At 39.6% G+C, this 12048-nt stretch carries 9 protein-coding genes and 1 pseudogene; 1 reads left to right on the plus strand and 9 read right to left on the minus strand.

From position 1 onward, the window contains the following. Nucleotides 1–4 precede the first annotated feature (4 nt). The 5 genes from LT090_RS09350 to LT090_RS09370 form a co-directional block, all read right to left on the minus strand. Nucleotides 5–859 carry an ABC transporter ATP-binding protein gene (locus tag LT090_RS09350; protein WP_068545516.1) on the minus strand — a complete coding sequence of 285 codons (855 nt, stop codon included), beginning with the start codon at nt 857–859 and terminating at the stop codon, nt 5–7. A gap of 33 nt (nt 860–892) precedes the next feature. Then, nucleotides 893–1882, minus strand: coding sequence for an ABC transporter permease (locus LT090_RS09355; protein ID WP_068545515.1), 990 nt, complete (start codon nt 1880–1882; stop codon nt 893–895). Nucleotides 1883–1915: 33 nt separating this feature from the next. Further along, complete coding sequence (locus LT090_RS09360; protein WP_068545514.1) at nt 1916–3313, minus strand: CmpA/NrtA family ABC transporter substrate-binding protein; 1398 nt, start codon at nt 3311–3313, stop codon at nt 1916–1918. A 375-nt stretch (nt 3314–3688) separates the two neighbouring features. Beyond that, nucleotides 3689–4795, minus strand: a complete 1107-nt coding sequence (locus LT090_RS09365; protein ID WP_068545513.1) for a CmpA/NrtA family ABC transporter substrate-binding protein — start codon at nt 4793–4795, stop codon at nt 3689–3691. Next, on the minus strand, nt 4795–5415 hold the full coding sequence (locus tag LT090_RS09370; protein WP_068545512.1) for an ANTAR domain-containing response regulator: 621 nt from the start codon (nt 5413–5415) through the stop codon (nt 4795–4797). Before LT090_RS09370 ends, LT090_RS09365 begins: the two co-directional genes overlap by 1 nt. A gap of 369 nt (nt 5416–5784) precedes the next feature. On the opposite strand from LT090_RS09370, the gene LT090_RS09375 reads away from it, so the two are divergent. After that, on the plus strand, nt 5785–6357 hold the full coding sequence (locus LT090_RS09375; protein WP_068545511.1) for a hypothetical protein: 573 nt from the start codon (nt 5785–5787) through the stop codon (nt 6355–6357). 249 nt (nt 6358–6606) lie between these two features. Here LT090_RS09375 and LT090_RS17255 read toward each other — a convergent pair. The 4 genes and pseudogenes from LT090_RS17255 to LT090_RS09390 all read right to left on the minus strand — a co-directional run. Next, a pseudogene (locus tag LT090_RS17255) lies at nt 6607–6690 on the minus strand (2-oxo acid dehydrogenase subunit E2); the annotation flags it as partial. A 104-nt stretch (nt 6691–6794) separates the two neighbouring features. Then, nucleotides 6795–8267, minus strand: coding sequence for a 2-oxoglutarate dehydrogenase complex dihydrolipoyllysine-residue succinyltransferase (gene odhB, locus LT090_RS09380; protein ID WP_068545510.1), 1473 nt, complete (start codon nt 8265–8267; stop codon nt 6795–6797). 33 nt (nt 8268–8300) lie between these two features. Continuing rightward, nucleotides 8301–11105 carry a 2-oxoglutarate dehydrogenase E1 component gene (locus LT090_RS09385; protein ID WP_068545509.1) on the minus strand — a complete coding sequence of 935 codons (2805 nt, stop codon included), beginning with the start codon at nt 11103–11105 and terminating at the stop codon, nt 8301–8303. A 223-nt stretch (nt 11106–11328) separates the two neighbouring features. Then, nucleotides 11329–12039, minus strand: a complete 711-nt coding sequence (locus LT090_RS09390) for a succinate dehydrogenase iron-sulfur subunit (RefSeq protein WP_068545508.1) — start codon at nt 12037–12039, stop codon at nt 11329–11331. Between the last annotated feature and the right edge of the window lie 9 nt (nt 12040–12048).

Raw genomic sequence — 12048 nt, forward strand, 5'->3', positions numbered from 1 at the left:
TTCATTATGCGACTTCAATTTTAGGTGTTTTGTTTTCACCTTTAGTTGCCGGCGCTGATTTATTGGTTATTACTTCAACTTTGCGTTGTTTTTCGTATAAAAACGTCAGCACAGCAGAGCGTAAGCGGTTATATTCGGCATTATTAGCTAAAGCGATTCTATCGCGCGGACGAGGTAGTTTTACCTCGAGTATTTCGCCAACGGTTGCAGCGGGTCCGTTTGTCATCATCACTATTTTGTCACTCAGTAATACCGCTTCATCGACATCGTGAGTGATCATAATGACGGTATTTTTTAATTCTTCTTGTATTTCCATTAGTGAATCTTGCATATGAGCTCGAGTCAAAGCATCGAGTGCGCCAAAAGGCTCATCCATTAACAACACTTGCGGTTGCATCGCCAGAGCTCTAGCAATACCCACACGTTGTTTCATACCACCCGATATTTCATCGGGACGTTTGTGCATGGCGTGCTCCATATGAACAAGCTTAAGATTATGTTCTATCCACTCTTTCATCTCTCTCTTATTCATGGATTTACTAAACACTTCTTTAACCGCAAGCTCTACATTTTCGTATGCGCTTAACCATGGTAATAAAGAGTGGTTTTGAAAAACTACGGCTCGTTCCGGGCCTGGGCCTTGAACATGACGGTTATTTAAAATGACCCCACCTTTACTGGCTTGGTATAAACCTGCAACCACGTTCAGTACGGTAGATTTACCACAACCTGAATGTCCGATAAGTGATACAAATTCTCCCTTGTTGATCTTTAAATCTACTTCTTTAAGTGCAGTAAAATCACCTTTGGGCGTTGGAAACACCATATCAATCTTACTAATATCCAAAAATGTACTCATAATTTTCTCCTTGTCGCCTTGTCAATCTATGCTTTAGCGGCTTGCGCTCGTCTTATCCCAAGATAATTTACGTTGTAGTACCAACATGCCTCGATCTAGAAGGAAACCTATTAAACCGATAACAATAACGGCAGTCATAATTCTACTTAGTGATTGCGAGCTGCCATTTTGAAATTCATCCCAAACAAATTTGCCAAGTCCAGGGTTTTGCGCCAACATTTCTGCGGCAATAAGCACCATCCAGGCAATACCAAGCGAAGTACGCATACCAATAAAAATTGCTGGTATGGTTGCTGGCAAGACGATTTTTCGAATGTGAGTTAGCGCTGGTAGTCGTAATACTCTTGATACATTAAGCCAATCACCATTAATTGACGCTACGCCAACAGACGTTTGGATCACCATTGGCCAAATACAACATAGGGTTACGGTGATCATTGAGTTTATGAATGACTTAGCAAACATAGGCTCGTCTGACACATAAACCGCACTCACAACCATAGTGACAAGTGGCAGCCAAGCGAGTGGTGAAACCGGTTTAAATATTTGTATGATTGGATTAATCGCACTATTTAAGGTTTTACTTAAACCAATTGAAATCCCCATTGGAATAGCAATTATTGCGGCAAAAATAAAACCTGACATCACGGTAACCAAACTAGTGATTATTTGGTCGATAAACGTTTCTTTGCCAGTATATGCCCGAGTTTTTGCAACATAGCTTGGGTCTTTCGCAAGCCTTTCACTATTGCGAACCTCTTGTCGTTGATAAAACGACTCTTCTTTGGTTCGCTCATCAATATGTTCTTGGTATAAATTTCCTACTTGAGTAGCTACCGCACTAGGACCAGGAAACTTACCTAGAGACGTATCTATGTTGTTGGCCGACAATGACCAAAGAAATAAGAAGCAAACTATTCCTATAAAAGGCATGATAAGCGATGTTGATTTACGTCCTATGCTCACTAACCAATCAGGTAAATTAACTGTACTAACAGTAATTTTGCGAATTAATGTGGTCATTTTAGTCTCCAGGTATTCATACTTATTAGCGTGTTAAATTTTATCGCCGGCTTTTAAACCAATCGCGAATTTATTGATGTATTCGTTAGGTTTGTTGCCGTCATAAACGATACCGTCGATAAAGTGTGTTTGCGGATTTCTATAGCCGTTGTCTGTGGCAAGGGTTGGAAAATCACTTGAGTTCATTAACTTTTCAGCAATTAAAGACTCTGCAGCAGCTTTATAGATGTCAGGACGATAGACGTTTTGGGCAATTTCTTTGTACCAAGAATCAGGTTTATCATCACTGATTTGGCCCCAACGGCGCATTTGAGTTAAATACCAAATAGCGTCTGAGTAATATGGATAAGTGGCGTTGTAACGGAAGAAAACATTGAAGTCTGGTACCGCGCGTTTATCGCCTTTCTCATATTCAAATGTCCCTGTCATTGAATTGCCAATAACTTCGGCGTCAGCACCAACGTAATTTGATTGAGCAAGAATTTTAACTGCTTCACCACGGTTTTTGTTGTTCTCTTCATCTAACCATTTAGCCGCACGGATCAGGGCTCTTGTTAAACGGATAGTGGTATTTGGGTTTTTCTCAGCGAACTCCTTAGTAATACCAAAGACTTTTTCAGGGTTATCTTTCCAAATCTCATAATCTGTTACCACAGGTACACCGATACCTTTAAATACAGCCTGTTGATTCCAAGGTTCGCCAACACAGTATCCATAGATAGTCCCAGCTTCCATTGTTGCAGGCATTTGTGGCGGTGGCGTTACTGAAAGTAGAACATCAGCGTCAATTTGCCCTGATGTGTCACCTTTTGCAGGAGCATAAAATCCTGGATGAATACCGCCAGCGGCTAACCAATAGCGCAGCTCATAATTGTGAGTAGATACTGGGAAAACCATGCCCATGTTAAATGGCTTACCTTGATCTAAGTATTTTTCTACAACAGGTTTAAGCGAATCCGCTTTGATAGGATGTACCGGTCGACCATCAGGTTGCTTTGGTATATTACCTTTCATCTCTTCCCAGATTTTATTCGAAACAGTAATGGCATTACCGTTTAAATCCATTGAAAATGGCGTAATAATCTCTGCCTTGGTACCATAGCCGATATTCGCCGCGATCGGTTGACCAGCGAGCATATGTGCACCATCAAGACGTCCATCAATAACGCCATCAAGTAAAACTTTCCAGTTTGCTTGTGCTTCGATAGTCACATACAAACCTTCATCTTCGAAAAAGCCTTTCTCATAAGCAACTGCAATAGGAGCCATATCAGTAAGCTTTATAAAACCAAAGGTTAACTCTTCCTTCTCTGGGTAGCCTAACTCTTCGGCCGAAGCAGATAGGCTGACACTAATCGTTGATAAAGCAACAGTAGTCGCTATTACAGCATGACAAACTTGCTGCTTTATTCTTTTAACCGAGTGTTTCATCTGTTATTCCTCTTAACTAAAACTAAAATTTAAAAATAAAAAAAGCCTGGCACTCTGTTCCACATAACATGGAGAGTGACAGGCTACTTTGCCAAACTAATAGATAACTACGACGTTGCAGTTAATTAGTTTTTGAATTTTGTGTTTGCTAAAAAGGTGAACCTTTTTAGCGTAACTCTTTACCTCCGCTGTTGGAGCAATAAAGAGCAATTTAACTTAACTAAAATATATAATGCAGATAGTGTGCCAAAATTGATATTTCCCGAATTTATAGGGTTTCCTCGTTAATCACATATTTAAAAGGGACTAAAATGCATCAAAATTGCTCACATCGTTCTGTTTTAGTGCACTGGATAGAACATTTTTATCTAATGCTTACCCACATTTTTCTAACCAACTCATCGCTTGTTGGTAGATAGTGGCATTGTAAATGTTGTTTAACTCTATGGTCGATAACTCCCGTGGATTTGAATCCGCTTGGCTAAATGCGGATAGGAAGTACTGTTGTAACTGACAAAAGTCTGATTGTTGAGGTTGATTAGCATTAGCTGTTTCATCACTGCTAAAACGGTTATATAAGTCCACCGCTCTTGGCGCTGCGCCCCTCATCGTTAAACAGCTTCCCAATAAACTCGGAGCAATAACGTCAACTGATGTATTAATGTATTGTTTTTGACTTAGCAATTTTGCCGCTTCAAAACGATTTGGTATTTGACTTAACCAATCACATGCCAATGATAAGGCACTAAGTAGTGCGCAGGCTGTTGTTGGATTTTCGATATACCATTGACGCTTAAAGCCTAATACTTTTTCAGGCAGATCAGGCCATATATCGATAGATGTTGCAACAGTAACTCCAACTCCTTCCCTTACCGCCTTAGCATTGTACGGGCCGCCAACACAAAAACCATCAATATCATCATGCCTTAATGCAGGGACCATATTCGCTGGCGATATGATGGCGATATTTATGTCATTTGGATCTACACCACCTTGCTTAAAGTAACTTATTAATTGTAAATAATGACAGCTGTAGGGATACACAGTGGCAAAAGTAAGTTTATTGTTTTTTTTAAGTTTAACTTGAGAACAAAGACTGGAAGCATCTAATGAAGATGTAAGTATCTTAGCTGGGCTAATGGCTTCGAATAAGTTACGGCTTAAAGTGATAGCATTGCCATTACGACTGAGCACAAATGGAGCGACTAAACCTTTACAATGAGCGTCTAAACCCAAAGCCCCAGCTAGCGGCATTGGCGCAAGTAATTGCCCTGCATCTAATACATTTGCCGCAAGTTTATCTCTCATACTTGCCCAAGAATTTTGTCTACTTAAAGTAACATTTAGACCAAATTTCGCAAAAAAACCTAACTCTTTCGCTACGACTAAAGGAGCACAGTCGGTAAGCGGCATAAAACCAAGGGTAATTTGTTCTTTTTCAATCGACTCAAGCCTTTTACTTTGTAATTGAGCAGCCACCATTACGCAGAATCTCCAGCAAACATATTAGCCATCGCTAGCATGTTATTAGCAACATCTTCGACTTTTTGGCTATTATCCATCGCCGTTTTTCTAAGGAAATGGTAAGCATCGTTTTCTGACAGGTTACGGCTTTGCATTAACCACAACTTGGCTTTTTCTATACTCTTTTGCGAGGTCAATTTTTGTTTAGTCAGTTTAAGTTCATCTTTTAAGCTTTGGTACTGTGAAAAGCGTGCAACTGCGATATCGACTATAGATTTAACTCTGCTGTAATCTATACCACCTATCACATAGGCACTTACGCCTGACTTAACCAATTGCGTTATTGTATTCTGGTCTTCTTCCTCTGAAAAAATAACGACTGGCTTGGGTATCGAGTGAGATATACGATTTAAGCTTTCTAGCATATCTCGATCTGGAGATTCCATATCAATAATAATGATGTCAGGTTGCGTATTCTCAACTTGTTTAAGCAATGGAATGCCTGAGTTGACGACTCGCTTTACGTCATAACGAGCACTTATCAACACACCTTCGATAATTTTTGCTTTTTCTCTGTCTGTTTCAACGAGTAAAACTTTAAGCTTCTTGGCTAATGACAATGTATTTTTTGAATTCATAAAATGCTAAAAATGGGAAACAACAATTATTGTATTCAATGATTATGCCAAATATTATATCTTTATTTATCAACCACTTACCATTCGTCATTAATTGAGAGATCATATTTCGCTCTAAAACCTTGCAATAATGCGTTATCAAAGTGCACGTTTCTTTATGACTAGTTCCCGCTTGCAGCAATACCACGCATTAATAAAGCATACTGACTCAATAATCCTAATTAACAACAAAAAACTAATAAAGGATTAAATAATTAGCCCCTTGGTCGCAAATAGCGATACGTTTTTAAAACTTGCTGAACTTCAATAATTGCTGTGCTTTTATAATGTCGAAATCTTTCACAATATTAAAATATGTAAGGACGTAAAATGAGAGTTTATTTACTACTACTGACACTTTTTAGTACAGGGCTTTGTGCCGAAGACAAATATATGTCTTTCAGCGTTTATACGACAAGCAGTGAATTTGAAAACGTTGATTATAATGCGTCTTTTGAAGGGGATTCAGCATTAGGAATGCGTTTATCAGGTGGTACAAAATTTCCTATGTATTTTGATTATTACCAGATAGAGGGTGATAGCCAAAACTTCGAACAATTATCGACATATTCTGTAGGATTTAGCCTACCGTTCATTATAGATATAGGGCTCGAAAATGAATTTTATCTAAATGATGATATACAATTTTTATTCGTTTTAAATACTGGGATTGGTCTTGCTTCAATCAACTATAATGAAGATTCACCATATTATGAAGATGAGCGTGGCGAAGGCCATATTATGTATGAATTCTCTGCAGAAACAGGAGTGTTAATTGGTAATAATTTCAGTGTGAGTGCTGGATATAGGCATCAAGCATTTGGCCTGAAAGCTTTTAATAGTGAATATGATAACACCATAGAAACACCTAATTGGTTTCTGTCAATTGGCTTATGGTTCTAAAAGCTCAGACAGAGATTAACAACGTAATCCCGGCCAACGACGACTGCATGGTTAACAAAATTAAGTCACAGCATTCGTCAGGAGGTTAAAACCAAAAGCACGCCGCAATGACAGTGCCATTTTTCAAACTATTTGCTGAAATTTAGACATAAAAAAGCCGCTATAAAAAAGCGGCTTTCTATTAAACTTTGTTTTTAGATTAGATATCTAAAAGTAGACGAGCTGGATCTTCAAGTAACTCTTTAATCGTTACAAGGAAACCAACAGACTCTTACCATCGATCAAGCGGTGATCGTATGATAACGCTAAGTACATCATAGGTAAGATTTCAACTTTACCGTTAACAGCCTATATGAGTTCTGCCTTGGATTTGTCAAAATCCAGACATTAAAAAGCCGCTATAAAAAAGCGGCTTTCTATTAAACTTTGTTTTTAGATTAGATATCTAATAATAAGCGAGCTGGGTCTTCTAGTAACTCTTTAATTGTTACTAAGAAACCAACTGACTCTTTACCATCGATCAAGCGGTGATCGTATGATAACGCTAAGTACATCATAGGTAAGATTTCAACTTTACCGTTAACGGCCATCGGTCTGTCTTGGATTTTGTGCATTCCTAAAATTGCCGCTTGTGGCAAGTTAAGGATTGGCGTTGAAATTAATGAACCAAATACACCACCGTTAGTGATAGTGAAGTTACCGCCCATCATTTCATCCATAGTAAGCTTGCCGTCTCGGCCTTTAATCGCTAAATCACGGATACCGTTTTCAATACCAGCCATTCCTAGTTGGTCTGCATCACGAAGAACAGGAGTTACTAGACCACGTGGTGTTGATACAGCAATCGAGATATCGAAGAAATTGTGGTAAACAATATCATCGCCATCAATTGAAGCATTTACCGCTGGGTAACGCTTAAGCGCTTCAGTAACAGCTTTTACGTAGAACGACATAAAACCTAAACGAGTGTTATGAGTTTTCTCAAATAAGTCTTTATATTGTGAACGTAAGTCCATAATTGGCTTCATGTTTACTTCGTTAAACGTCGTAAGCATGGCTGTAGAGTTTTTCGCTTCTAATAAACGGTTTGCAATTGTTTTACGTAAACGAGTCATTGGAACACGTTTTTGGCTACGCTCACCAACCGATACTGCTGGAGCAGCGGCTGCTTTTGGTGCTTCAGCTTTAGGAGCTTTTGCAGCGGCTAAGTGTGCAGCAACATCTTCTTTCGAAATACGACCGCCCTTACCTGTACCTTTAACTTGCGAAGCAGTTAAACCACTTTCAGTAAGTAAACGTCGCACTGATGGCGATGCAATGTCATCACCAGCTTCTTCAGCTACAGGCGCTGCAGCTGATGTTGGTGCAGATGTAGCACCGGCGTTTAATTCACCAATTTTTTGGTCGCCTAAAACCGTGTCGCCTTCAGCGTGAATGATTTTACCAATCACGCCGTCTTGTTGAGCAACAACTTCTAAAACAACTTTATCCGTTTCAATATCAACAAGGTTTTGATCACGTGTTACCACTTCACCTTCGCTTACGTGCCAAGTAGACACGGTTGCATCGGCTACCGATTCAGGTAATACAGGTACGTTAATATCAATTACTGAAGCTGCGGCTGTAGGTGCTGCAGATTCAGTGCTTGTTGTTGGTGCAGCAGCTGCGGCTTCGCCTTCAGTTAGGATTGCAATTACTTGCTCGCCTAGTACAGTTGCGCCTTCTTCTTCACTGATAGAAGTAATAATACCGTCAGATGTTGCAGGTACTTCTAGTACTACTTTGTCAGTTTCAATTTCTACTAATACTTGGTCACGAGTGACACTGTCACCTACTTGTACGTGCCATGTAGCTACCGTTGCATCAGCAACTGATTCTGGTAAAACTGGAACCTTAATTTCAGTCGTCATTTTTATTCCTTAATCACAAATTCTTTTATTTGATTATTTATCAAACGTTAACGCATCATTTACTAATGCTTGCTGTTCTTTTACATGCAAAGACATATAGCCACATGCAGGTGCTGCTGACGCTGTGCGACCTGCGTAAGTCAAGGTAGAGTCATTATCAATTACACTGCGGAAATGGTGCTGTGAACAGTACCATGCGCCTTGGTTTTGAGGCTCTTCTTGACACCAAACGAAATCTTTCGCGTTTGGATATTGTGAGATAACGTCTTTTAATTCTGCTTCAGGGAATGGATACAATTGCTCAATACGAACAATAGCAACATTCTTCTGTTCATTCTTACGGCGTTGTTCTAATAATTCGTAGTAAACTTTACCCGAACACATTACAACACGAGTTACATCTTTGTTGTTTAACTCATCAATTTCACCAATCACATTTTTGTACTCACCGCTTGCTAATTCTTCTAATGAAGAAACAGCTAAAGGATGACGTAATAATGATTTCGGTGACATTACGATAAGAGGACGACGCATAGGACGTACAACTTGACGACGTAACATATTGAATACTTGCGCTGGTGTTGAAGGCACACATACTTGCATATTGTGATCAGCACAAAGTTGCAAGAAACGTTCAAGACGAGCAGATGAATGCTCTGGACCTTGACCTTCATAACCATGTGGAAGCAATACAGTTAGACCACATAAACGGCCCCACTTTTGCTCGCCACTTGATAAAAACTGATCAAATACTACTTGCGCGCCATTGGCGAAATCACCAAATTGAGCTTCCCAAATAGTTAAACCACTTGGTTCAGCCGTTGTGTAACCATATTCAAACGCTAACACCGCGACTTCAGATAGTACTGAGTCGTATACTTCAAAAGGCCCTTGGTCTTTCGAGATATGTTGCAATGGCATGTACGTTGAAGCATCTTCTTGGTTATGTAATACCGAGTGACGATGGAAAAACGTACCACGACCAGCATCTTGGCCGGTAATACGAACGCGATCACCGCCATCAACAATACTTGCATAAGCTAAGTTTTCAGCAAAGCCCCAATCAAGATTTTTTTCGCCAGCGGCCATTTTCTTACGGTCATCGTAGATTTTCTTAACACGTGACTGTAATTTGTGATCTTCTGGGTAAGTTGAAATTGACTCAGCTAATTGCTTAAGTTTGTCGACCGAGATTTCATGATCGTACGCATCATCCCAATCGTGACCTAAATAAGGTGTCCAATCTACCGAGTGTTCTGTCATTGGGCGCCATTGTTCTACCGTACATTGACCTTCATCAAGTAACTTACGGTAAACATCGACTAATTCTTTAGATTGCGCAGATGTTAATACACGTTCAGCGTCTAGCTGTTCGGCATAAAGTTGACGCGGCGTAGGATGTTTCTTAATTTTTTGATACATCAACGGCTGAGTTGCATTTGGCTCATCGGCTTCGTTGTGACCATGGCGACGATAACAAACTAAATCGATTACAACATCACGTTTAAATTTATTTCTAAAGTCTAACGCTATTTGTGTTGCCAAAATTACGGCTTCAGGATCATCACCATTAACATGAAGAATTGGTGCCTGAACCATTTTTGCAATATCCGTACAGTATTCTGTTGAACGAGTATCTTCAGGTTTCGAAGTAGTAAAACCAACTTGGTTATTCACTACGATTCGGATCGTACCACCAACCTTATATGCACGTGCTTGCGACATATTAAAGGTCTCTTGTACCACACCTTGACCGGCAACAGCTGAATCACCATGAATAGTAATTGGTAATACTAAGTCACCTTTATCACAATCACGACGGTCAAGTCTCGCTCTTACACTGCCGATAACAACCGGATTAACAATCTCTAAGTGAGATGGGTTAAACGCTAGTGCTAAATGCACGTTGCCACCTGGAGTTACAAAATCTGATGAGTAACCTTGGTGGTATTTAACGTCACCAGAGCCAATTTGATCTACCTTACCGGCGAATTCATCAAATAATTTGCTTGGGTTTTTACCCATAACATTAACTAAAACGTTTAAGCGACCACGGTGAGCCATACCTAATACAACTTCTTTAGTACCATGCTCACCGGCACGAGTGATCAGTTGTTTAAGCATAGGCACCAATGCATCACCGCCCTCTAATGAGAAGCGTTTTGCACCAGGGAACTTAGCGCCTAAATATTTTTCTAGGCCATCAGCAGCAATTAAATCTTTAAGAATTTCTGTTTTTAATTCTTTAGAAAACTCTGCTTTTGAACGTACTGATTCAAAACGTTGTTGTAACCAACGTTTTTCAGTCGTTGAGGTGATGTGCATGTATTCAGCGCCGATAGCACCACAATACGTTTGCTCTAGGGTTTTATAGATGTCCCCTAGTTTCATTGATTCTTGCCCTACGGCTAAAGAACCAACGTTAAATTCTTTATCAAACTCAGATTTGGAAAGTTCGTGGTGAGCTAATTCTAGATCACGTACACGTTCACGTTTCCATAGACCTAATGGGTCTAGACGAGCATTCTGGTGGCCACGGAAACGATATGAGTTGATTAACTGAAGAACGCGAACTTGCTTAGCATCAGCATCTGAACTCACCGCTACGTGCTTTACGCCTTCTTTGGCTAATTGGCGAAATTCGTCACGAACAATCGAATGATTGGTTTCTGTCGTTACGCCGTCTAATTTTGGAAGATCATCGAAAACCTTGCGCCACTCATCGGATACCGAATGAGCATTCTCAAGGTACATTTCGTACAATTCTTCAATGTATTCAGCGTTATTACCGCTGAAATGGGAAGACTCTAACCAGGCCTTCATAACACCTTCTGGCATTGCCTGTTATTCCTCTTTGAAATAAAACTAATCGTAATTTATCACGAACAGTTATTAATTTATCTGCTAAATATCAACTTCTTATATCATCTTCTTATAGCAAAGAAGGTTTGATCAAATAAAAAGCGTTATTCAGCCCCTTTAAAACTAAAATGCCAGGCCTATTTTCATAGGCCCGGCGATATACTATTTAACAACAAAACACGTTGTTAAGTATGCTTAGTTATACCGCTCTTTGTAACAACATTGATTTGATTGACCCAATAGCCTTAGTCGGGTTCAACCCTTTAGGACATACGTCAACACAGTTCATAATGCCATGACAACGGAATACGCTATACGCGTCCTGTAAACCATCTAAACGTTCGTCAGTTGCTGTATCACGACTATCGATTAAGAAACGATACGCATGTAATAAGCCTGCTGGACCGATAAATTTATCAGGATTCCACCAAAATGATGGACAAGACGTTGAACAACAAGCACATAAAATACACTCGTATAAACCATCTAGCTTGTCGCGTTCTTCAATTGATTGAAGATGTTCACGAGCTGGAGGATTTTGGCCGTCATTAATTAAATAAGGCTTAATTTTTTCATATTGATTGTAGAACTGAGTCATATCAATAATTAAGTCACGTACTACCGGTAAACCTGGTAATGGACGAAGAACAATCGTTTTAGCTTTAACATCAGATAATGGTGTAACACAAGCTAAACCATTTTTACCGTTCATGTTTAAACCGTCACTACCACAAACACCTTCACGACATGAACGACGGAAAGATAATGTAGGATCTTGTTCTTTTAATAAAATAAGTGCATCAAGTACCATCATGTCAGATCCTTCAGGGATCTCTAATGTGTACTCTTTCATGTATGGTTTCGCGTCAACATCTGGGTTGTAGCGATAGATTGAAAACTTCTGGTTCATCTCGACAAC

It is taken from the genome of Thalassotalea crassostreae (genome assembly GCF_001831495.1).
Taxonomy (GTDB): domain Bacteria; phylum Pseudomonadota; class Gammaproteobacteria; order Enterobacterales; family Alteromonadaceae; genus Thalassotalea_A; species Thalassotalea_A crassostreae.

Bases quoted from the DNA above. Each gene is read 5' to 3' on its own strand.
- LT090_RS09350 (WP_068545516.1), bottom strand. From the start codon at position 859: ATGAGTACATTTTTGGATATTAGTAAGATTGATATGGTGTTTCCAACG.
- LT090_RS09355 (WP_068545515.1), bottom strand. From the start codon at position 1,882: ATGACCACATTAATTCGCAAAATTACTGTTAGTACAGTTAATTTACCT.
- LT090_RS09360 (WP_068545514.1), bottom strand. From the start codon at position 3,313: ATGAAACACTCGGTTAAAAGAATAAAGCAGCAAGTTTGTCATGCTGTA.
- LT090_RS09365 (WP_068545513.1), bottom strand. From the start codon at position 4,795: ATGGTGGCTGCTCAATTACAAAGTAAAAGGCTTGAGTCGATTGAAAAA.
- LT090_RS09370 (WP_068545512.1), bottom strand. From the start codon at position 5,415: ATGAATTCAAAAAATACATTGTCATTAGCCAAGAAGCTTAAAGTTTTA.
- LT090_RS09375 (WP_068545511.1), top strand. From the start codon at position 5,785: ATGAGAGTTTATTTACTACTACTGACACTTTTTAGTACAGGGCTTTGT.
- odhB (WP_068545510.1), bottom strand. From the start codon at position 8,267: ATGACGACTGAAATTAAGGTTCCAGTTTTACCAGAATCAGTTGCTGAT.
- LT090_RS09385 (WP_068545509.1), bottom strand. From the start codon at position 11,105: ATGCCAGAAGGTGTTATGAAGGCCTGGTTAGAGTCTTCCCATTTCAGC.
- LT090_RS09390 (WP_068545508.1), bottom strand. From the start codon at position 12,039: ATGAACCAGAAGTTTTCAATCTATCGCTACAACCCAGATGTTGACGCG.